Origin of the sequence: Bizionia sp. M204 (genome assembly GCF_023205095.1) — a bacterium.
GTDB classification, from domain to species: domain Bacteria; phylum Bacteroidota; class Bacteroidia; order Flavobacteriales; family Flavobacteriaceae; genus Algorimicrobium; species Algorimicrobium hallyeonense.
Genome location: NZ_CP046242.1, coordinates 501,847 through 524,702, shown reverse-complemented (window position 1 = coordinate 524,702; position 22,856 = coordinate 501,847). Strand labels below are relative to the sequence as shown.

Sequence of the window (22,856 nt, the reverse complement as noted above, 5' to 3'; positions counted from 1 at the left end):
ATGAAACGTCGCGAATTTATTCAACAAACATCCGCTTCTGCCGCTTTTGTAACTGTAGGCGGTTTGGGGTTATCGTCCTTTTCTTCACCTGAAAAAACAACTAAAATCACGATACTTCATACCAACGATGTACACAGTCATATTGATCCGTTTGGCCCTGAAGATGGCCGAAACCCTAATAAAGGTGGAGTTGCTAGACGTGCCACATTAATTGATGCCATCCGAACCGAAAATCCAAATACATTATTATTGGATGCAGGCGATATTTTTCAAGGGACACCCTATTTTAATTATTATGGTGGTGAGTTGGAGTTTAAACTCATGAGTAAGTTAAAATATGATGCAGCTACTATTGGAAACCATGATTTTGATAATGGATTAAACGGCTTACATGCACAATTACCGCACGCGGAGTTCGATTTTCTATCTGCCAATTACGATTTTTCAAACACCATAATGGATGGGTTTGTAAAACCCTATAAAACGTTTACCAAAAATGGTATTAAAATAGGTGTATTTGGTTTAGGAATTGAACTTGCTGGCTTGGTAGACAAAAGTATGTATAAGGAAACTAAATATTTGGATCCTGTTGAAATAAGTCAAGATATGACGCGTATTTTAAAAGAAAATGAAAAATGTGATTTAGTAATCTGTTTATCTCATATGGGCTATTACTACAAAAACAATTCTGATAAAATTAGCGATTTAAGTTTAGCAGCAAAAACAAAAGATATAGATTTAATAATTGGTGGTCATACACATACATTTTTATCAAAACCAACGGTTGTTAAAAACAGTTTAGGCAAAAATATGCTTGTTAACCAAGTTGGTTGCTTCGGGATTAACCTCGGGAAAATAGAGTTTTATTTTGATAAAGATAAAAATATGACCAGTACTGGAACTTCCATCATTGTTTAAACGCCAATCGTTTCTGCCGTAGTTGAAACCTTGCTTAGTACTAAGCGTTTTTTTCGTTTTCTATTATATTCAATAATATAACCGAATAAAAAGAACAGCCCCAGTACATGTAAAAGTCTATCTAAAACGACAAACATATCGTGATACACATAGTAATTACTGATATAATAAAGTACATCCGAAAAAACAAAGCAAAGCGCTGTAGTCAAAAATAGAATAGATGCTTTCGTATCTTTATTTAAATACGTAGCAAACGCCATAAAAACTAAAGCCATGAGTGCAATGCTTTTTACAGCAAATAATGCAACTTCTGTCGTATCCGAAATTTGTATTTGTAAAACCGTAAATAGTTGATACATTAAATACGCGTTAATAGAAAACACGAGCAGTAAGCAAATACCGACAACCTTATCTATATTAAAAATTCGAATTCTTGAAACCGCTGCATAGCCTAAAGTAAAGTAACTAATACAATAAAATAAGCTTGAAAGACTTACCATAAAAGGGTCTGAAAAGAATACAGACGAAAAATCTCCCAAAAAGGAAAACACGAGAAAAGTAATCATAACCGCATTTATGTATTTATTTTTAATTAAATAATACATAAACAAAAAAGGAATAAACATTGGTTTCGTTACTTGAATCAGTAAATCATTTTCGCTCAAAATTGCGAAGACATTTATAAATACAAGAAAAAACAGAACGAATACAAGATTCCTATTGTAACTAATTTGTAGCCAATTTTTCACAGTAGATATTCATAAGTAGGTTGAAACAAATATAGCAAAAAAAAGTTAGTTTATCGTTTCAAACGTGCATTTCATCGAATAATATGTTAAAATTTGGCATATCCATCAATTTTAGACACGATATTAACACATGTAAAAGGAATTTTTTATTGAAAAAAGGAATTTTGTAAACTATGCAAAGAAATGCACTTTCTTGTTTTTCACTTTAGATTGAAAGTAAAAGAAGCAAAAGGCTAAAACAAATAATATGGTTTGGGCAATATTGAGCACATCCTGATCTGCTATGTAGAAATAAGCAATTTGGATCACTTCTGAAAAAACAATACAAACAGAACCAAAAAATAAGAGCAAGGTTTTTTTATTGTCGTTATAAAAATAACTAATTAAAGAAATAGTCAATAACAGGAGCATAACAATATTATAAACAAACTCAACACCTATTAAATAACCCGAGGAATCAATTTGAAATTCTGGATTAACAATCGTTATTAAAACATAAATTATATAAATATTCAGCACCAGCAAAACAACGACATGTATCAAATAGCTTTTCAAAACTTTCCTCAAATTTATAGTTTTGAAAACCTCTAGAATTAAAAAGACATAAGCCAAGATATATGTAGCGTTTCCTAGCAAGTAATACATGTCTAATCTATGTTGACTCCAATCAAAACTGAAATAATCTAGAATAGTCGAAAGTTCGGCAATAGAGAATAAAACAAGGAATAATGAAAAGTATTTAGACCTTTCAGATACGTTAATAAAGTATAACACCGTGAATAATGGTACAATTAAAGACTTGCTTCCGCTTGAAAGATATTCTTGACCACTAAATTGAAAAACGGCAAACAACACGCACAAAGCAATTATAAAAAATATTATAATATTGGTAATTTTCATTAATAACTATTGTATTAAATGGCAAATATAAATATAAAATTTGCGATTAATCGTAAATTTTGGCATTTTATCGATGAAATCACATATTCATCATGAAATCATACTTAAAAAATCTTGTTCCGATATAATGGAAATACCTAAAGAATCTGCTTTTTCTTTTTTGCTGGGCCCCATATTATCACCAGCAACCACAAAATTTGTTTTAGATGAGATTGATGATGATACTTTACCTCCATTATCCTCAATCAGTTTCTTTAATTCGTTTCTAGAAACGACATGAAAAACACCTGATACTACGAACGCTTGACCTTCTAATTTATTCGTTTGATTGGCTAATTTTTCGGCTGAAATTTCCATTTGCACACCAAATCGTATTAACCGTTCAACAATTTCAATATTTGTTTGTATTTGGAAAAAATCGGTTACACTTTCTGCTATTCGTACACCAATTTCATCAACAGTTACCAAATCAATAGCTGTTGCATTCGCTATAGCGCCAATTGTTTTATAATGCTTTACTAATTTTTTAGCTACAGTTTCACCTACATATCTAATGCCTAGAGCAAATAAAACACGTTCAAACGGAACGTCTTTACTGGCTTGAATACCATTTAATAAATTTTCGGCACTTTTTTGTGCCATCCGTTCTAATGGCAAAACATCTTCTATGGTTAATTCATATAAATCCGAATAATTTAAAATCAATCCAGCATTAACTAATAAGGCAACAGTTTCTCCTCCCAACCCATCAATATCCATTGCTTTCCTACTAATAAAATGTTGGATTCTACCAATAATTTGTGGTTTACAACCATTGTAATTTGGACAATAATGTTGTGCTTCCCCCTCTTGCCTAACTAAAGCGGTGTTACATTCTGGACAATGCGTAATATACTGAGTGGGTTGTGAATCTGCTGGACGCTGACTTAAATCGACAGCAATTATTTTAGGAATAATTTCGCCGCCTTTTTCAACAAAAACCATATCACCTTCACGAATATCTAATTTTTCAATTTGATCTGCGTTATGCAGTGATGCTCGTTTTACGGTAGTTCCAGCCAATTCTACAGGTTCTAAATTAGCAACCGGTGTAATAGCTCCCGTTCTACCAACTTGATATGTAATTTCATTGAGTCGGGTAGAAACTTGTTCGGCTTTAAATTTATAAGCCATAGCCCATCGTGGTGCTTTAGCCGTATAGCCTAATTCTTCTTGTTGTTGCAAATCATTCACCTTAATAACAACACCATCGGTTTCATAAGGCAAATTGTGTCGATGAATATCCCAATGCGCAATAAATTCTAAAACCGCATCCATGGAATTTACTTCTTTTGCTATTTCAGGAACTTTAAATCCCCAAGAGCGTGCTTTTTCCAAGCTTTCAAATTGGGTTTTTATATTGAGATTATTTCCTGTAATATTATACAACAAACAGTCTAACGGTCGTTTAGCAACTTCACTACTATCTTGTAACTTTAAACTACCAGAGGCTGTATTCCGCGGATTTCTGTAAGGTTCCTCTCCTATTTCTATCCGCTCTTCATTCATTTTAATAAAGCCTTCAAAAGGTAAAACTATTTCGCCACGAATATCAAATTTCTCCGGATAATCACCCTTCAACTGCAAAGGAACAGACTTAATGGTTTTAATATTAGCCGTTACATTATCACCTTGAAAACCGTCACCTCTAGTAACTGCTTTCCGTAATTTTCCATTTTCATAAGTGAGACTGATAGATGCTCCATCATATTTTAACTCGCACGTATAACTAATAGCGCCATCTACCATTTTTTTAATTCGCGTTTCCCAATCTAGCAAATCCTCTTTAGAGTACGAATTCTCTAGGGAATACATACGATGCTCATGAGCAACCGTTTCAAAATTCTTGGTTATTTCACCACCAACTCGTAAGGTAGGTGAACTAGCATCATAAAATTCTGGATGTTTTGCTTCAAGTTCTTGAAGTTGCTTGAGTTTTACATCAAATTCAAAATCAGAAATAGTGGGATTGTCTTGTACATAATAATTGTAATTATGCTGACGCAATTCGTCTCGTAATGCTTCTATTTGTTCTTGTATACTCATAAACTTATTTCATTCCTTTTAGCATGCGCTGATTTCCGAACATATCGTTTTTTAATTCAATGTCTTTATATAGTGTCGTTTTCAGTAAGGTTTTCATTTCGGCGCCAAGATATTGATTAATTTCAAAAAACAGCAAACCATTCTCCTTCAAAGCTCTCATAGCATAGTCGGAAATTGCGTTATAAAATTGCAACGGATTATCATCTTTTACAAACAAAGCCAAATGAGGCTCGTGCTGTAGGACATTATTTTTTATTTCTACTTTTTCAAGATCACGAACATAAGGTGGATTAGACACTATCACATCAAAAAAACCTGTTGCCGATTTCAAGATGTCATTTTGAATATCTAAAATACTATCTTCAATACATGTAATAGAAACGTTGTTCAATTTCGCATTTTCTCGAGTCACTTGTAACGCTTCTGGACTCACATCTACAGCATAAACATGTGCATTTGGTAAATGCTTTGCCAAACTAACAGCAATACAACCCGTTCCTGTGCCAATATCTAATAATTTTAATGGTTGATCCTTTTTTCCGGTAAGCGATTTTAAAATCCAATCTACCAATTCCTCGGTTTCTGGTCGGGGAATTAAAGTATGTTTATCCACCTTAAAAGGCAATCCATAAAATTCGGTTTCACCGACAATATGCTGAATGGGTTCCTCTAATTTTAATCGACTTAAAGCCTCAAATAGAGGTTGTTCCTCTTCTTTCGTTATGGTATAATTTGGCTCTAGAACTAAAGTTATTCTATTTAATCCTAAATAAAAATCGATGAGAATATTAAAAAAACTGCCCACTTCATCGGTTCCATATATGGAATCGAGTTCTTGATGAAATATGTTTTGGATCTCTTTTAAAATCAAAATATAATTGTTTCTATATTTCCTTGGTTCATAATTGTTTCAGCATCCAAACATTACAAGAATAATGACCTGTACTTCCCATGGAAGCAGACAAAGGCTGAAAACCAACCTTTTTATAGAGTTTTTGGGCGCCAACCATAAATGGTAAGGTTTCTAAATAACAGGATTCAAAACCAAATTCTTGTGCTTTTTTCAGACAAACAGCAATCATTTTAGAGCCCAAACCCAAACCGCGGGCTTCGGGTAAGAAATACATTTTTTGTAATTCGCAAACAGTTTCAGCTGCTCCTTCTAAAGGCGCAATGCCACAACCTCCAATAATTTTTTGGTTATTAACAACAACAAAATAAGCCATCTTAGGTTTGTTATAGGTTTCCGTCATCACATCTAATGCCGCATCTTCATAAGCTGTTCCTACTTTAGGTGCATCTAACTCCTCAAAAACAGAGCGAATAACAGCTGCAATTTGCGCATTATCTACTTGCGTAATTTCTCTAATAACAATATTATTTTGACTCACTTTAATGTCTTATTTTTACATCTTGAAATTCTGGGATGAAGATACATGAAAAATACATAAATCGTTGCATTGAAATTGCCAAAAATGGATTGGGAACTACGGCTCCAAACCCTATGGTAGGCTCGGTAATTGTATATAAAAATCAAATAATTGGCGAAGGTTATACAAGTCCTTTTGGCGGTCCACATGCCGAAGTAAATGCCATTCAATCGGTTACAGACAAAACACTTTTAAAAGAGGCCACGCTATATGTAACTTTAGAACCTTGTAGCCATTTCGGGAAGACACCGCCTTGTAGCGATTTAATTATAAAAAATCAGATTCCAAATGTTGTTATTGGAACAACAGACACCCATAGTAAAGTTGCTGGAAATGGCATTAAAAAGTTAATAGAAGCTGGATGTCATGTTACCGTAGGCATTTTGGAAGATTCCTGTAAAGAACATCACAAACGTTTTTTTACGTTTCACAATAAGAAACGGCCTTATATTATATTAAAATGGGCTGAAACTGCTGATGGTTTTATAGCACCAAAAACTCGTAACGAACAAAAACCCGTTTGGATTACCAATGAATTTTCACGTCAATTAGTTCATAAATGGCGCACTGAAGAACAAGCCATTTTAATAGGAACCAACACAGCTTTGGCAGATAACCCAAGCTTAACCGTTAGAGATTGGACAGGTAAAAATCCCATTCGGTTTGTAATGGATAAACAGCAGAAACTTTCCAATAATTTAACCGTTTTTAATAACGAAGCTGAAACCATTCGGATTACGGAAAGCGATGTCGATTTTAACAAACCACTTGCCTTACAAATTGGTGAGTTTTTACATAAAAAGAACATTCAATCCGTAATTATTGAAGGTGGTGCACGAACACTTCAAACCTTTATTGATGAAAACTTATGGGATGAAGCCCGTATATTTACAGGGAAAACGACATTTACAGAAGGCACAAAAGCGCCTAGTTTTTCTGGTGATTTACTAGAAGAAACGTTTATCCAAGATGATACGTTACGGATTTACAAAAATATGATATGATTAAAACACTTATTTTCGACTTTGGTGATGTATTCATCAACTTAGATAAAGTTGGCGCTATGCAAAACGCTCTAAATCTATTTCAATTAAAAGAATTTTCGCCTGAAATGATTGCTTGCAACCAAGCTTATGAGCAAGGCCAAATATCTTCCGAAGCATTTATTACTTTTTACAAAAATGAATTTCCTAATTTAAGTGAACCGGAGATTTTAGATGCTTGGAATTATATTTTAAAAGATTTCCCAACACATAGATTAGCGTTTTTAAAACAATTGGCATCCGATAAAAAATACCAACTCATATTATTAAGCAATACCAATGCGCTTCATATTAAATGGATTCAAGAGCGCGTTGCTTTTTATGACGACTTTAAATCGCAATTTGACCAATTTTATTTATCGCATGAAATCCAATTACGAAAACCCAATCATTCTATTTATCAATTTGTTTTAGATCAGAATAATTTAAATCCTAAAACGTGTTTGTTTATTGATGACACGGAAGAAAACATACATGCTGCTTCGCAATTAGGTATTCATACTTGGCACATTAACCCCGAAACAGATGATATTGTTAATTTATTCAACGTTAAAAAAGACCTCTTTTGATTTACTTACTTTTAAGCATATTAGCGTCCACTATTATTTTTGTGCTATTTAAGTTGTTTGATAAGCACCAAGTAAACACGTTACAAGCTATTGTTTTCAATTATATTACAGCGTTTTCTATTGGAGTAATTGCCTATGAAGATCCTATAAATGTCCACGCCATTATTTCTACCGAATGGTTTTATGGCGCCATATTTTTAGGCTTTTTATTCATTGCCATTTTTAATGTTATGGCTATTACATCCCAACGTGTCGGTTTATCGGTTGCCAGTGTTGCCACAAAAATGAGCGTGATTATTCCCGTAGTTTTTGGCATTTATGTATATAAAGAAAGCGCAGGTTTATTTAAAATTATTGGTATTGTTGCCGCCTTATTGGCTGTATATTTATCATCCATGAAATCGGGAACGCGTATTAAAAATAAAGCCTATTACATCTATCCTATTATTATATTTTTTGGCTCTGGAATTATAGATACCTCCATTAAATATATTGAAACAACCTATTTACCCGATAATGGTATTCCTATCTTTTCGGCAACCATTTTTGGTTTTGCTGCTCTAATTGGTTTAGGCACGATACTCATTAAAAAACTTCAAGGTAAGTTTAAATTTAACCCTAAAAGTTTAATTGGCGGCTTGGCTTTAGGAATCGTTAACTACGCATCTATTTATTACATTCTGAAAGCTTTAGATCACGAAACTTTAGAAAGCTCCACCATTTTTACCGTTAACAATGTGGCTATTATTTTGCTAACCTCGCTTTTAGGTTTATTCTTATTTAAAGAAAAGCTTTCTACAAAAAATTGGATAGGTATTAGTTTAGCCGTAATTTCGATTTTGTTAGTAACCGCCTTGTAAATGACACTAAAAGACACGTATAAAACCATTTCAAAACCTTCTGAAGAAGTCTTATTTAAAGACAAAAACAGCAAGTTTTTTGGTTATGCTTTTCCTATAAAACATGAAGATGATGTTAAGGAACACCTAGATACTTTAAAGAAAAAACATCATACAGCGGGACATTGGTGTTATGCGTACCAAACTGGTATGGATGAGACCCAAATTTATTTTAGAGCCAACGATGATGGCGAACCTAATAATAGCGCAGGCATGCCTATTTATGGACAAATCCAATCCTATATTGTTACAAATGTGCTCATTGTGGTTGTTCGTTATTTTGGAGGTGTAAAACTAGGCGTTGGAGGTTTAATACATGCTTACAAAACAACAGCTCAAATGGCTTTGGAAGCATCAAAAATTGTTAAGCGCACTATAAATAAGCAATTTCTTATCCGATTTGACTATAAGAATATGAACAAAGTAATGCGTGTTATAAAAGAGAACAATTTAAAAATTGTTGACCAAACATTAGAACTCGATTGTCAAATTATTATTTCCGTTCGCCTTAAGGAGAGCAAAAAAATATCAGAAAAATTTGAAGCTATTTACGAAGTATCTATTACGGAACGTGATTAAAACAATTCTAACCTCTTCAAAATATAATCTGGACACTTCATGGGGCGTTTACTATTCATATCAATAAACGCTAAAACGGTATTTGCAGTTACCAAAACATCACCTGCCGCATTTGTAATTTCATAGTCAAATTCTATCTTCACTGAAGGGGTTTTTTTAAGCTGTGTTTTTACTTTAATAACCTCATCATAAAGGGCTGACTTCTTATAATTTAAGCTCATAGAAATTACAGGGAGCATCACACCACTTTTTTCCATTTCATTATAAGAGAGACCCATTTTTCGGAGCCATTCCGTTCGACCCATTTCCAGATATAACGCATAATTCCCATGATGAACCACTCCCATTTGGTCGGTTTCACCATATCTCACTCTTATAGGTATTTCATCGAAAAAGAACATCTTATTTGAATATTTTTTTGTAGTTTAGGCAATGCAATAAGTATGCGAAAAAATATCTTAATATTCAATAGAGTTTCATTTTTTTTTTAAGATTTTTGTTCACATATTTGCCAAGCTAAAGATCAATAAGGGAATTTCATTTTCCCGATAAACTACTAACGAATAAATTTGTAATTTTATAATGAGTGTAACTGCGCAATCGGTATGGGGAAATTGTCTGGAATTTATTAAGGATAATATTCAACCGCAAGCATATAAAACATGGTTTGAGCCTATAGTCGCAGTAAAATTCACTGATAACGCACTTAGTATTCAAGTCCCAAGTAAATTCTTTTACGAATGGCTGGAAGAACATTACGTTAAAATTTTAAAAGTTGCTTTAACCAAGCAGCTTGGGGAAAATGCCAAATTAGTTTACATTATAAAAATGGAAAACACCTATGGCAACAAGCAACCTTTTACAGAGCGAATTCCTAGTGCAAATCGTTCATCGGTTAAAGCGCAAGACGTAGACATCCCTTTAAACAATAAAAATCCAGAATTGCGAAACCCTTTTATAATTCCTGGCATTAGGAATGTAAAAATTGAATCGCAATTAAACCCTAACTATAGTTTTGAAAACTTTTTAGAAGGTGACTCTAACCGATTAGCACGAAGTGCAGGTTTAGCTGTAGCGGCAAAACCAGGTGGAACATCCTTTAACCCATTATTAATTTTTGGAGGTGTTGGTTTAGGAAAAACGCATTTAGCCCATGCTATTGGTGTGGATATTAAAGACAAATATCCTGAAAAAACGGTTTTATATATTTCAGCAGAAAAATTTACGCAACAATATATAGATGCGGTTAAGAAAAATAACCGAATTGATTTTATTCACTTTTATCAAATAATTGATATTTTAATTATTGATGATGTTCAGTTTTTATCAGGCAAATCAGGAACGCAAGATGTATTTTTCCACATATTTAATCACTTACATCAAAACGGAAAACAAGTTATTTTAACGAGTGATAAAGCACCTGTTGATATGCAAGATATTGAACAACGCTTATTATCACGTTTTAAATGGGGACTTTCTGCCGAATTGCAAAGCCCAGACTTTGAAACCCGTGTGTCTATATTGAAAAACAAACTTTATAGAGATGGTGTGGAAATGCCAGAAGAAATTATTGAGTATGTTGCCAAACATATCAAAACTAATATTCGTGAATTAGAAGGTGCTATTATTTCATTAATTGCACAGTCTTCTTTCAATAAAAAAGAAATTACTGCAGATTTAGCCAAACAAGTGGTTGAAAAGTTTGTAAAAAATACTAAACGTGAAGTTTCTATAGATTATATCCAAAAAATTGTATCTGATTACTTCCAAATGGATGTGGATACATTACAATCTAAAACTAGAAAGCGCCATATTGTTCAAGCACGTCAGTTAGCCATGTTTTTTGCTAAAAAATACACGAAAGCTTCATTGGCAAGTATTGGTTCACAAATTGGAAAACGTGATCATGCAACGGTATTACATGCATGTAAAACGGTTGATAATTTATCATCTACCGATAAGCAATTTAAAAAATATGTAGACGATTTAACTAAAAAATTGTCTGTTTAATCCTCTAAATTATATTTCCGATGTCTCGGGATCCAAATATTACTAAAATACTCATGGTTTGTTTAGGCAATATTTGCCGCTCACCTCTAGCTGAAGGCATTTTAAAATCGAAACTACCAGATACTGGTTTTTTAGTAGATTCGGCCGGAACAGGAAATTACCATGTTGGTGATACACCAGATCCGCGCTCCATTAAAATTGCTGAAAAATACGGATTAGATATTACAACACAACGCGGAAGACAGTTTAGTGTTGCCGATTTTGACAACTTCGATTATATTTATGTAATGGACAATTCCAATTTTGAAAATGTTGTTAAACTAGCCAGAAATGCCAATGACATTGCCAAAGTACACTACATATTAAACGAAATATATCCCAATCAAAATCATAGTGTCCCAGATCCGTACACTGGCGGTATCCAAGGTTTTGATAACACCTTCAAAATGCTGGATGAAGCGTGTTTAATACTCTCTCAAAAACTTCTTAAATAATTGTATATCACTATTTAATATTTTAAAATAATGAGTCGGTTGGTTATTTTTTGTAATTTGTGCTAACACAGAAACCTAAAACAAATGAAAAAGAGCCTAACCCTTGTTGTATTTTTATTAATTACGATTACAACCTACGCACAACAAGTAGGAATCGATTTATATGCAGCTGGATTTAACAATCCTGTTGGCATAAAGCACGCCAATGATAATCGCTTATTCATTGTTGAAAAAGCAGGTGTTATTAAAATTATCAATGCACAACAAACCGTTAACTCCACACCGTTTTTGGATATAAACAGTTTAGTGAGTAATAGCGGTGGTGAACGTGGATTATTAGGATTAGCTTTTCACCCCGATTATGCAACCAACGGCTATTTTTACGTTAATTATATAAATAACGCTGGCGATACCGTTATTTCCCGATTTACTACTAACCCAGCAAATAGCGACATGGCCAATATTAATTCTGAAGTTATATTCATGACCATTAGCCAACCTTTTGGCAACCACAATGGTGGCGATTTAGCATTCGGTGAAGACGGTTTTTTATACATTGCTTCGGGTGATGGTGGTTCTGGTGGCGACCCTGGCAATCGCTCGCAAGATTTAACAACGCTGTTAGGAAAACTTTTACGCATTGATGTTAACAATGCAAGCAATGGGTTAAACTATGCTATTCCCGCAGACAATCCTTTTATTTCTGATTCCAACGCTTTAGACGAAATTTGGGCTTACGGACTACGTAACCCTTGGCGTTTTTCGTTTGATAGAACCAATAACGAGTTGTGGATTGCCGATGTTGGCCAAAGTGAAATTGAAGAAATTAACAAAGTAAGCACCACAGAGAGCGGAATTAATTACGGATGGCGTTGTTATGAAGGAAATGCCCCCTATAATACAAGTGGTTGTGCCGATGCCTCCACCATGGTTTTTCCAGTTTCACAATACACCCATTCAAGTAGTGGCGAATTTAAATGCTCCATTACAGGTGGCTATAGCTATCAAGGCAGCCAATTTCCAGCGTTTGTTGACACCTACTTCTTTGCTGATTATTGTAGTGACGAAATTGGCACACTCATTTTTGAAAACAACACCTGGAACATGGCATTTACAACACCTTTTAACAACAAAGGTTGGACCACGTTTGGCGAAGATATGGCTGGGGAATTATACATTGCAGCTGCCAGTACTGGTGAAATTTTTAAAATAATAGATACTAATTTAAGTGTTGCCGAAAACAATTTAAAAACCATTAAAGTTTATCCCAATCCAGCAACAGACACTGTATCTATTGAGGCCTTTTCAGCTTCTAATACGCTTTCAGAAGTTGTAATTTATGATGTTCATGGCAAGCGCATAAAAACCATTTCAAATATTAATAAACAACACGTTAATATTTCTGTTTCATCTATTAGCAGTGGTTTATATTTTATTGAAATAAGCGACTCCAATCAAAACATATCCACAAAAAAACTGATTATAGACTAATGACCACCAAACTCGGAAAATTATTTCTAATACCTACAACCCTTGGCGATACCAACCCATTAGATGTGTTACCAATTACTGTTAAAAACACCATAGAAGCCCTTGATATTTTTATTGTTGAAAATGAAAAAACAGCCAGACGCTTTATAAAAAGTATAGCTCCAGAAAAAAGTCAGCCGTCTTTACAATTGTTTTTACTTAATAAGTTTACCGAATTCACAGAGCTTCCAGAGTTTTTAAATCCGTGTTTGAAAGGTAAAAACGTAGGATTACTATCCGAAGCAGGTTGTCCTGCTGTTGCAGATCCTGGTGCAGATGTGGTTAAAATTGCGCATCAAAAAAACATTCAAGTTGTTCCTTTAGTTGGCCCTTCCTCTATAATTATGGCAGTTATGGGTTCTGGAATGAATGGCCAGAGTTTTGCTTTTAATGGCTATTTACCTATTGACAAGCAAGAGCGCAAAGCTGAATTACAACGATTGGAACGTGTGTCATTTCAACAAAATCAATCGCAGTTGTTTATTGAAACACCTTACCGAAATAATGCCATGTTAGAAGATATTTGCAAGGTGCTCCATCCCGATACCGATGTTTGCATTGCCTGTGATATTACCTTACCAACTGAGTTCATGAAAACACAGTCTGTTCAAGCATGGAAAAAAAATAGTGCAGACCTACATAAAAGACCTGCACTATTTATAATTCATAAAAGTTGACATTTTTTAAGCTGTCAACTTTACTTTTGCTTTTCTATTTGGTTTTACTTTAGAAGTATCATATCCAGAAAACTTTTTAATATAATATTGGATAGACGTTCCGTATGCATCGGTAAAACCTTGTTCACCATAGCTTCTTAAGTACTTTTTCACATTTCCGGGACCAGCTAAATGCGCAGCCGCTAAAATTCCTGATTCAGTAATTAGAACACCATTAATAGTTTGCCCATTAAAACGTTTAATATCCTTTCTTAAAATCCACTTGTTACGTTCTGCATTGGCCACAAATGCCTTTTCTTGCATTTCCGGGTTTTTCAAGAAGTGAACTGGATTATGGATTCCAATCATTTTTAATGTTTCCTTGCCAAATTGGTACTTACCTAAATAACCAAAGGTATTTACTATAAAATAATCACCTCTGGATTCTTTAAAGCCTAAAGCTTCTTTAAACCCAACGAATGATTTTCCTAAAGTTGGTGAAAACGGTTTGTACGTTTTTTCTAACGGTAAGATGTGGTCAAATGACATTTCAGAAGTTTCAACAGTATTAAATGCTAAATCATTAACTGAATAATCATTTTCTGTTATGGTCTTGTTCGATGTAAACGAACCTACAATTAAGACACATATTATAAGTACTAGTACTAGATAATTTAAGATACTTTTTCTCATAATTTTTGAATTTTTTTAACTCATTTCCTTGAGGGAATGGGTTGTAAAATTTCAGCGTGCAAATATACAACTTTTTTTTAATATCTGACAATTAATCGATTAAGTGTTTCTAAAAGTAGATTCCGTGAAAGCGAATACCATTTTCTTCGTTGAACTCCATAGCTGGAAATGGTATTTTTATTGTGTTGAAAACATCAAAAACGGTCTTTAATATGTGAGAATTTGTTTTAATTCTAGTCAAGTCAACATCCAAACTTACATAAAATTGTCGAACCCTATTTTGGTTTTGGAACATGTCATTTACAGTTTCATTACTTCCGGTTAACATGCCTTCTGCACCATAACCAAATGCTACATTTATCCAAGTTGGAATTTTACTATGCTTGAAGAAGGAATGAATATTGAAACTTAACCAATAGGTCTGACCATTATAATCTTTTAAAAACTCTTCAGCCAAACCATTACCTAGTTTGTCCGGTCGTTGAGATGCGTATTGCGTTCTATGGAAGGAATATTTCATGGTTATGCGTTGTTCATCCCACAATAATTCTTGACCTATAAACAATCCGGTTCCTGCTGCATTAGCTGCCATATCGCCCCAAGAAAATCCCCATTCGTCTGAAAAACCATCTAAAACTTCAACCGCTGTTAGAAATGTAAAACCTAAAGTACCACCATAAACAAGTTGATCTTTTTTACTAACACCACTCCAATTTAAAATATGAGCTCCTACTCTACCTAATTGATAAGCCGAATACACATGTCCCAATTTATCCATTTGTAACCATTCGCTATTATCATCTAGCGTATGAAAATTAGAACGCGGATAGTCCGCATACCATAACTGATTTAAAGCTAACAGAGAAACAGTTCCAAGCGCAGCTTCTGATATAATAACCGCATTTCGTCTTGGTTTATTTAAAGTATCGCTTGGTTTTAAAAAAGAATTGAGAGCTGATTGGGAAACACATGTCAAAGACATAAGTCCAAAAGCGATATGTAAAACTATGTGTTTCAAGCTTTATTGATAAATACCCTGTTTAGACAGATAACTATGATATTCACGTGCGTTTGCATTATGCTGACTTAAGGTTTTAGCAAATTTATGATAACCTAAGCGCTTGGCATCAGCAGCAAAATATAAATAACTATGTTTTTCGTAATTCAAAACGGCATCAATGGCAGAAATATCTGGCATGGTAACTAATCCAGGAGGTAATCCTGCATACATATATGTATTGTAAGGCGAATTGATTTCTTTATGTTTATTTAACACGCGCTTTATAATGGTGTTTTGATATTCTGGCAATTGGTATGCTGCATATTTTAAAGTTGGATCTGCCTGTAGTGGCATTTTAATTCGTAACCTATTAATATAAACACCTGCAACACGTGGCTGTTCTTCCGCTTGTTTGGATTCTTCATATACTATGGAGGCCAACGTCATTACATCATTTTGCGTTAAATTTAATGCTTTGGCTTTTGCTAATCTATTTTCGGTCCAAAACCGTTTGTATTCCGTTAGCATCCTATCCCGAAATTGTTCTGCGGATGTATTCCAAAAAAACTCATAACTATTAGGTAAATACATTCCTAACGCCGTTGCATTGGAAAAATTATTAGCTTTTAAAAACTCTGGGTCGCGCATGGCAGTAACTAAAGACACGCTATCTGCTTCTATTTGCATACTGACGCGTCCGGCTAAATCTTCCAAGGATTGCTGATTATTAAACGCCAAATTAAAGGGTAAGTTTTTACTGCGAATGGAATTTATAATATCATTATTGTTCATGCCTTTTTTAATTGCATAACGTCCAGCCTTAATATTCGTGGTGTATTTTTTCTGCTTGGCAAGTGCGTCAAAAGAACTTATATCCTTTAAAAGCGGCTGTAATTGTTCCCGTACTTCTGAATATGATGCATTGGTGGGAACATAAATATAAGCTTCATCATTATTAAAAGCCGTATTGGGTGAAAACATAGTGCTATACACAAAATACGCAAAGTAAGCCGCTACTAACAATCCGATAAGAGCAACAGCCCAAAGTATTTTTTTGATATACATTTAATTAAAAATTCGTTGTAAGAAATATTCGTTTTTATAGGAACCGTTTACATAATTCCAATCTTTTTTTAATCCTATTTTTATAAATCCGTTGCTTTCAAACAGATTTAAACTCATAATATTGTCTTCTGAAATATTACAAAACAGCTGATGTAAATCTAAATGCGTTTTTGCATACGACATTAATAGTTTTAAAGCTTCATTTCCATAACCTTGTTGCCGATCCGATTTACTATAAATAAGAATACCAATACCAGCACGTCTATTTTTGAAATCGCAATCAAATAAATCTATCAACCCAATGGATTCATGATTTTCATTCGCGATTACTAATCGTAACTGTTTTACTTCATAAATATCTTTATGAGCGTTTTCAAGATATTGTTTTATTAAATATCGTGAATAAGGTGTTTGTGTACTGCTTAACTCCCAAATGGATTCGTCATTCTCAATGGTATAAATGAGATCCAAATCTTCTGGTTCCAATGCGCGCAAATACATATGTTTCCCTTGTAATGTTAACATTCTATTTCACCTTTAAAAACTTGCGTTGCTGGACCAATAAGCCAAATATTCTGATATTTAGAATCGTTTTTATCAAAAGAAACCTGGAGTTCACCACCTTCCGTTTCTAATGAAATGAGGTTCTTTTCCGTTTCACCAATGGCGTGCATGGCCAATGCCACAGCTGTTACACCCGTACCACAGGATAAGGTTTCATCTTCTACACCACGTTCGTATGTTCGAACAGAAAAATTAGTCTCTGAATTTTTTACAACAAAATTTACATTCGTTCCTAATTCATTATAAGGCTCCCCATATCTAATGTTTGAACCTGTCTTTTTAATATCGATATTTTTTAAATCAGTGATCAGCTGCACATGGTGTGGCGACCCTGTATTTAAAAACACATGGGTATCAAATATATTTATATGTGGGACATCTTGCATTTGAAGTTTTACCAAATCTGCTTCAATTATGGCATCATGTTTACCATCAACCGCCATAAATTGTGTGTCTTTTTTAATAATACCTAAAAATTTAGCAAAGGCTACAAGACAACGCCCGCCATTTCCACACATAGAGCTTTCGTTTCCATCAGAATTGTAATACACCATTTTAAAATCTAATGTATCGTGATTCTCCAACAAAATTAATCCGTCAGCTCCTATGCCAAAACGTCTGTCGCATAGCTTTTTAATGGCTTTGGTATTGTTTTTGTCAAATATAAGTTGACGGTTGTCAATCATGACAAAATCGTTACCTGTTCCTTGATATTTATAAAATGTATAAATCATAAGCAGGGCAAATATATGAATTAAAGGTGGTTTTTTTCTATGTTAATTAGGCGTTAAAGTCGACGTTAAAAAAAGTTAAACTTGAAAAAGCCATTCAATAATAAATTAATTTTAATCGTTATTCATTTAATTAAAACAATTATAGATTATGAAAAAGATTTTAACGCTTGTATTTGTTTCCGTATTAGGTGGCGCCTTAACTTTATCCGCTTATAAAGTATTTTTAGAACCAGAAGCTTCTATAACGACTACCGAACCGCAACAAGAGCAAACTACTTATCTGCCAACAAGTTTTAATAATACCAATTTATTAAATTCGGCAAGTGTTCCCAATTTTGTAAATGCTGCAGAAGAAACCGTACATGCCGTTGTGCACGTGAAAAACACAGCTGTTGTTTCGGCACCGACAACCATGCAAGATTACTTTTATGGTAGACGTTCACAAAAAGCACAAGTGGGAACTGGAAGTGGTGTTATTATTAATAAAAACGGATATATTATTACCAATAATCACGTTATTGCTGGTGCCAAAGAGCTATCTATTACTACCAACGACAATAAGATTTATCAAGCTACTTTAATAGGAACTGACCCAAAAACGGATATCGCGCTATTAAAAATTGACGCGGATGAAGATTTACCATATATTACATTTGGCGACTCCGATATGGCTAAAATTGGCGAATGGGTACTAGCAGTGGGTAATCCATTTAATTTAACATCAACGGTTACGGCTGGGATTATTTCGGCAAAATCACGCGATTTATCCGGTCAAAATTACCAATCATTCATCCAAACTGATGCGGCCGTAAATCCAGGAAACTCGGGAGGTGCTTTGGTTAATAGTAATGGTGAGTTAATTGGTATAAACACTGCTATTAGTTCACAAACAGGCTCCTATATTGGCTATTCGTTTGCTGTTCCTAGCAATATTGCACGAAAAGTGGTAGAAGATATAATGGAATTTGGCATTGTTCAAAATGGCATTTTGGGCGTTAGTGGTATTAGTTTAAATGGAAAATCGTCTGAAGAATTGGACGTTAATTTAACGGAAGGATTTTATGTAGGTGCTGTTGAAGCACAATCAGGCGCCGAGCAAGCTGGAATTAAAAAAGGCGACATTATAACTAAAATAGACAATGTAAGGATTTCAAAATTTGCCGATTTAACAGGTTATTTAAGCACCAAACGTCCTGATGATGTTGTGAATGTAATGGTTTTAAGAGACAATTCGGAAAAAGCTATTCCAGTAACCTTATCGAAATTTGAGATTTTAACTACTGAATTTTTAGATATTCAAGTAAAAAATATTTCAAAAGACATTAAAGAGCAATACCAAATAGATCATGGTGTGTTGGTAACCAAAAGCGATAATTACTGGCTATATCAAAAAATTGGATTGAATAAAGGCTATATTATTACGGATATAAATGATATTCAAATTAATAGTATTGACGATATTTCTATCTTAAAAAAGAAATATGGAAATGCTTTAGATAAGAATATTGAAAAAATAAGCATTATAAATACACGCGGCCAAAAGCAAAGTTTTATTTTCAGGTAACAGGCTGCAAACCAAAAAAATCCCTTTAACGTTTCTATATGTTTTAGGGATTTTTTTATATAAAATACACGATAAAAACGGTTGAAATGTACTATTTTTGCACGCAGATTCAAGAGCCTTAAAAACAGCTTGGATAGATAAAAATTAACAACACACTAAAATTATTACACAATGAGTTTTAACGAGACTTATGAAAGCGAATTAGCATTTCAAGCCGATAGACGAAGAGCTACGGTAGAATTTATTAAAATTATTAGCGATCTTTGGTATGACAAATCTATCGAGCTGGTCCTGTTTAGAAATCAATTAATTGACCGCAACGTCAGTGAAATTCTAAATTTACACGAATATGCAGGCGAATTTGTTCAAAAACCAATTTCAATTTTCGATTCTGTTGAAATAGCGCAAGCTATTAAAACATTAGATTTACCACCTGCCAAGTTGGACATTGGTAAACTAACCTATGAATACCATTTAGAAGAAAAGAAATTTAGTAATGCTTTAGCCTTTGTTGCTGATAGATTACAAGGCGCTAAAACCGAACATCCTATCCAACCAAAAGACGTTGTTCTTTATGGTTTTGGACGTATTGGTCGTTTAGTGGCACGTGAATTAATGACAAAAACAGGTAAAGGTAGTCAGTTGCGTTTACGAGCTATTGTTACTCGTGGAAAAATAGATAAAACGGTTTTAGAAAAAAGAGCTTCATTATTACGCAATGATTCTGTTCATGGTGATTTTTCGGGAACTGTTGTTGCCGATCTTGACAACAATGCGTTGATTATTAATGGCACTACGGTTAACATCATTTCAGCCAATGCGCCAGAAGATATAGATTACACAAAATATGGTATCAATAATGCATTAGTTATAGACAACACAGGTGCATTTAGAGATCATGAAGCCTTAAGTAGACATTTAAAATCTAAAGGAGCAGAGAAAGTATTACTTACAGCACCAGGTAAAGGTGTCCCTAATATTGTTCATGGTGTCAATCACGAAGAGCACAATCCAGATACGGTAGATATCTTTTCTGCCGCATCGTGTACAACCAATGCCATTACACCAATTTTAAAGGCTATTGAAGATACATTCGGCGTAAGAAGTGGTCATTTAGAAACCATTCACGCCTATACAAACGATCAGAATTTAGTAGACAACTTCCATAATAAATACCGTCGTGGTCGCGCTGCAGCATTAAACATGGTTATTACAGAAACTGGTGCAGGAAGTGCTGTTTCAAAAGCATTACCAAGTTTAGAAGGTAAGTTAACCTCTAACGCTATTCGTGTACCTGTGCCTAATGGTTCTTTAGCCATTTTAAATTTGGATTTAGAAAAAGCTACTTCAATGGAAGCCATTAATGCCACTTTAAAGAAATATGCTTTAGAAGGTAATTTAGTGGAACAAATAAAGTACGAATTAAGTGATGAGTTAGTTTCTAGCGATATAGTTGGAAGTTCTGCACCCGCCATTTTTGATAGTAAGGCAACTATAGTCCGTCCTGATGGAAAAAATGCAGTACTATATATATGGTATGATAACGAATATGGCTACAGCCATCAAGTTATTAGATTAGCAAAATATATTGCCAAAGTAAGACGCTTTACATACTACTAGTCTAAAAAGTATTTTGAAATTAAAATCTCGCTTTATTTAAGCGAGATTTTTTTTATGAAAAAAAACGCAAGTTCAACATCTAAATTATAAAGCTATTCGTATATAATGCAGCCTCCATACGTGAGGCTTTTTGAGTATTGTGTTTTATACTAAACATATTTTCTTATTTTAGCAACTATATTTCTTTACAACTACAAAATGAACAGTCTTAAAAAATTTCTATTATTTTTATTTATAGCAAGTTACGCCTCAATAAATGCACAGGATGCAACAGAAACCGATGACCAATTATCTTTAGAAAGCGGTACCATAGATAGCCAATTTGAGTACGTCATTCAACGTTCTAACAATTATCAAGATTATAAAGTAGTTAAAAAGAACTGGTTATATACCTTGAAAGCACATACATTAGATTCCTTAAAATCTATCCATTCCGAATTAGCCACAGCCGAAGGAACTATTTCTAATCAGAATAGTGAAATAGCAAGTTTAAAAAGCAGTCTAAAAAACACCGAAGACACCTTAAATAAAACGACCAACGAAAAAAATAACATGGAGTTATTTGGTTTACAAATGACCAAGCCCAATTATAATATTCTCATGTGGTCCATTGTTGGTTTATTACTAGCACTATTACTCCTATTTATCTACAAGTTTAAAAATAGCAATGCCATAACTCGTGAAGCTCAAAAAAACCTTTCCGAAACAGAAGATGAATTTGATGAACACAGACGCACAGCATTAGAGCGTGAGCAAAAAGTAAGACGCCAACTTCAAGATGAACTCAATAAACAAAAAGGAATTAATTAAAAAATTCTTTTTTTTCAATTCAATATAAAAAAATCTACACCTTGCGTTCGTAGATTTTTTTGCTTTTAAGATTTAGTTGATTTATCAATCTATAAAAATTCAGAATCCCAAAACATTTCAAGTATATTTGCAGCTCAAAACAGCCATCATGCGTATCGATATTATTACCGTTTTACCTGAATTGTTAAAGAGCCCGTTTGAAGCTTCTATTTTAAAACGTGCTATTGACGCGAACTTGGTAGAAGTGCATTTCCACAATTTACGTGATTATACAACCGATAATTATAAAACTATAGACGACTACCAATTTGGCGGCGGAGCCGGCATGGTTATGATGATTGAACCGATTGATAAATGCATTTCGCAATTACAGTCTGAACGCAATTATGACGAGGTTATTTATATGACACCCGATGGCGAAACCTTAAATCAAGGTATTGCTAACCAAATTTCATTAAAAGAAAACATTATAATTTTGTGTGGCCATTATAAAGGAGTAGATCAACGGGTTCGCGATCATTTTATTACACGCGAAATCTCCATAGGCGATTATGTGCTTTCTGGAGGAGAATTAGGTGCGGCTGTATTATGTGATGCTATTATTCGTTTAATCCCTGGAGTTTTAGGAAATGAGACATCGGCGCTTACCGATTCGTTTCAGGATAATCTATTAGCACCACCAATTTACACACGACCTCGGGAATACAAAGGATGGAAAGTACCCGAATTATTGTTTACTGGTAACTTTCCAAAAATTGAAAAATGGCGGGAAGAGCAAGCATACGAGCGTACGAAAACGCGAAGACCCGACTTATTAGACGAAAAATAAAAGCTAATTTTTCATCGTTTAAAAAGTGAAATTATTAATTGCAAGTTATTTATAATTAGTTATCTTTGCAGCCAATTTCGAGTTAACCTCTGGCGATAATCGTGAATGTTGTTTC

General features: G+C 33.9%; 24 protein-coding genes. 13 read left to right on the top strand and 11 right to left on the bottom strand.

Features of this window, described 5'->3' with window-relative positions; translation table 11 throughout:
- A complete protein-coding gene (locus GMA17_RS02410; protein WP_248398743.1) occupies positions 1-918 on the top strand; it encodes a bifunctional UDP-sugar hydrolase/5'-nucleotidase in 918 nt (305 codons plus the stop codon).
- Here the strand turns inward: GMA17_RS02410 and GMA17_RS02405 are convergent.
- From GMA17_RS02405 to GMA17_RS02385, 5 genes are all read right to left on the bottom strand, one after another.
- Positions 915-1,484 carry a hypothetical protein gene (locus tag GMA17_RS02405; protein ID WP_248398740.1) on the bottom strand — a complete coding sequence of 190 codons (570 nt, stop codon included), beginning with the start codon at positions 1,482-1,484 and terminating at the stop codon, positions 915-917. The two genes, GMA17_RS02410 and GMA17_RS02405, sit on opposite strands and share 4 nt — an antisense overlap.
- A gap of 354 nt (positions 1,485-1,838) precedes the next feature.
- Complete coding sequence (locus GMA17_RS02400; protein WP_248398736.1) at positions 1,839-2,567, bottom strand: hypothetical protein; 729 nt, start codon at positions 2,565-2,567, stop codon at positions 1,839-1,841.
- A gap of 90 nt (positions 2,568-2,657) precedes the next feature.
- Entirely contained in the window at positions 2,658-4,652 is a 1,995-nt protein-coding gene (ligA, locus tag GMA17_RS02395; RefSeq protein WP_248398733.1) for an NAD-dependent DNA ligase LigA, read from the bottom strand.
- Positions 4,653-4,656: 4 nt separating this feature from the next.
- Positions 4,657-5,523 carry a peptide chain release factor N(5)-glutamine methyltransferase gene (prmC, locus tag GMA17_RS02390; RefSeq protein WP_248398731.1) on the bottom strand — a complete coding sequence of 289 codons (867 nt, stop codon included), beginning with the start codon at positions 5,521-5,523 and terminating at the stop codon, positions 4,657-4,659.
- A gap of 28 nt (positions 5,524-5,551) precedes the next feature.
- Positions 5,552-6,043, bottom strand: coding sequence for a GNAT family N-acetyltransferase (locus tag GMA17_RS02385; protein ID WP_248398728.1), 492 nt, complete (start codon positions 6,041-6,043; stop codon positions 5,552-5,554).
- Positions 6,044-6,078: 35 nt separating this feature from the next.
- On the opposite strand from GMA17_RS02385, the gene ribD reads away from it, so the two are divergent.
- Genes ribD through GMA17_RS02365 form a run of 4 tightly spaced genes read left to right on the top strand, consistent with a single transcriptional unit; the run spans position 6,079 to position 9,172 of the window.
- Complete coding sequence (gene ribD, locus GMA17_RS02380; RefSeq protein ID WP_248398725.1) at positions 6,079-7,086, top strand: bifunctional diaminohydroxyphosphoribosylaminopyrimidine deaminase/5-amino-6-(5-phosphoribosylamino)uracil reductase RibD; 1,008 nt, start codon at positions 6,079-6,081, stop codon at positions 7,084-7,086.
- Positions 7,083-7,694 carry an HAD family phosphatase gene (locus GMA17_RS02375; RefSeq protein WP_248398722.1) on the top strand — a complete coding sequence of 204 codons (612 nt, stop codon included), beginning with the start codon at positions 7,083-7,085 and terminating at the stop codon, positions 7,692-7,694. The genes ribD and GMA17_RS02375 overlap by 4 nt, the downstream gene beginning before the upstream one ends.
- On the top strand, positions 7,691-8,554 hold the full coding sequence (locus GMA17_RS02370) for an EamA family transporter (RefSeq protein WP_248398719.1): 864 nt from the start codon (positions 7,691-7,693) through the stop codon (positions 8,552-8,554). Before GMA17_RS02375 ends, GMA17_RS02370 begins: the two co-directional genes overlap by 4 nt.
- The gene (locus GMA17_RS02365; protein ID WP_248398716.1) at positions 8,555-9,172 is read left to right on the top strand and encodes a YigZ family protein; all 618 of its coding nucleotides are present in this window, start codon (positions 8,555-8,557) and stop codon (positions 9,170-9,172) included.
- On the opposite strand, the gene GMA17_RS02360 is transcribed toward GMA17_RS02365, so the two are convergent.
- Complete coding sequence (locus GMA17_RS02360) at positions 9,169-9,573, bottom strand: thioesterase family protein (protein ID WP_248398714.1); 405 nt, start codon at positions 9,571-9,573, stop codon at positions 9,169-9,171. The genes GMA17_RS02365 and GMA17_RS02360 overlap by 4 nt on opposite strands.
- 181 nt (positions 9,574-9,754) lie before the next feature.
- On the opposite strand from GMA17_RS02360, the gene dnaA reads away from it, so the two are divergent.
- From dnaA to GMA17_RS02340, 4 genes are all read left to right on the top strand, one after another.
- Positions 9,755-11,182 (top strand): chromosomal replication initiator protein DnaA, encoded by a 1,428-nt coding sequence (gene dnaA, locus GMA17_RS02355; protein ID WP_248398712.1) that lies wholly within the window; start codon positions 9,755-9,757, stop codon positions 11,180-11,182.
- A 53-nt stretch (positions 11,183-11,235) separates the two neighbouring features.
- Positions 11,236-11,676, top strand: coding sequence for a low molecular weight protein-tyrosine-phosphatase (locus tag GMA17_RS02350; RefSeq protein WP_248400604.1), 441 nt, complete (start codon positions 11,236-11,238; stop codon positions 11,674-11,676).
- Positions 11,677-11,760: 84 nt separating this feature from the next.
- Positions 11,761-13,167 carry a PQQ-dependent sugar dehydrogenase gene (locus tag GMA17_RS02345; protein ID WP_248398710.1) on the top strand — a complete coding sequence of 469 codons (1,407 nt, stop codon included), beginning with the start codon at positions 11,761-11,763 and terminating at the stop codon, positions 13,165-13,167.
- Positions 13,167-13,883: an SAM-dependent methyltransferase gene (locus tag GMA17_RS02340; protein ID WP_248398708.1), complete on the top strand. Its 717-nt coding sequence runs from the start codon at positions 13,167-13,169 to the stop codon at positions 13,881-13,883. Before GMA17_RS02345 ends, GMA17_RS02340 begins: the two co-directional genes overlap by 1 nt.
- Positions 13,884-13,889: 6 nt before the next feature.
- Here the strand turns inward: GMA17_RS02340 and GMA17_RS02335 are convergent, their stop codons facing one another.
- The 5 genes from GMA17_RS02335 to dapF all read right to left on the bottom strand — a co-directional run bounded on the left by GMA17_RS02335 (position 13,890) and on the right by dapF (position 17,918).
- Positions 13,890-14,555 (bottom strand): peptidoglycan-binding protein LysM, encoded by a 666-nt coding sequence (locus GMA17_RS02335; protein ID WP_248398706.1) that lies wholly within the window; start codon positions 14,553-14,555, stop codon positions 13,890-13,892.
- A gap of 109 nt (positions 14,556-14,664) precedes the next feature.
- On the bottom strand, positions 14,665-15,573 hold the full coding sequence (locus tag GMA17_RS02330; RefSeq protein ID WP_371922408.1) for a DUF2279 domain-containing protein: 909 nt from the start codon (positions 15,571-15,573) through the stop codon (positions 14,665-14,667).
- Positions 15,574-15,576: 3 nt separating this feature from the next.
- On the bottom strand, positions 15,577-16,620 hold the full coding sequence (gene mltG / locus GMA17_RS02325) for an endolytic transglycosylase MltG (protein ID WP_248398704.1): 1,044 nt from the start codon (positions 16,618-16,620) through the stop codon (positions 15,577-15,579).
- On the bottom strand, positions 16,621-17,145 hold the full coding sequence (locus tag GMA17_RS02320; RefSeq protein WP_248398702.1) for a GNAT family N-acetyltransferase: 525 nt from the start codon (positions 17,143-17,145) through the stop codon (positions 16,621-16,623). It lies immediately after the preceding gene.
- A complete protein-coding gene (gene dapF / locus GMA17_RS02315) occupies positions 17,139-17,918 on the bottom strand; it encodes a diaminopimelate epimerase (RefSeq protein ID WP_248398699.1) in 780 nt (259 codons plus the stop codon). Before dapF ends, GMA17_RS02320 begins: the two co-directional genes overlap by 7 nt.
- A 148-nt stretch (positions 17,919-18,066) precedes the next feature.
- Here dapF and GMA17_RS02310 point away from each other — a divergent pair, with 148 nt between their 5' ends.
- From GMA17_RS02310 to trmD, 4 genes are all read left to right on the top strand, one after another.
- A complete protein-coding gene (locus GMA17_RS02310; protein ID WP_248398696.1) occupies positions 18,067-19,482 on the top strand; it encodes a trypsin-like peptidase domain-containing protein in 1,416 nt (471 codons plus the stop codon).
- 171 nt (positions 19,483-19,653) lie between these two features.
- The gene (locus tag GMA17_RS02305) at positions 19,654-21,102 is read left to right on the top strand and encodes a glyceraldehyde-3-phosphate dehydrogenase (RefSeq protein WP_248398694.1); all 1,449 of its coding nucleotides are present in this window, start codon (positions 19,654-19,656) and stop codon (positions 21,100-21,102) included.
- Positions 21,103-21,300: 198 nt separating this feature from the next.
- Positions 21,301-21,912 (top strand): tRNA (guanine-N1)-methyltransferase, encoded by a 612-nt coding sequence (locus GMA17_RS02300; protein WP_248398691.1) that lies wholly within the window; start codon positions 21,301-21,303, stop codon positions 21,910-21,912.
- A gap of 148 nt (positions 21,913-22,060) precedes the next feature.
- Positions 22,061-22,741: a tRNA (guanosine(37)-N1)-methyltransferase TrmD gene (gene trmD, locus GMA17_RS02295; RefSeq protein WP_248400602.1), complete on the top strand. Its 681-nt coding sequence runs from the start codon at positions 22,061-22,063 to the stop codon at positions 22,739-22,741.
- The last annotated feature ends 115 nt before the right edge of the window (positions 22,742-22,856 follow it).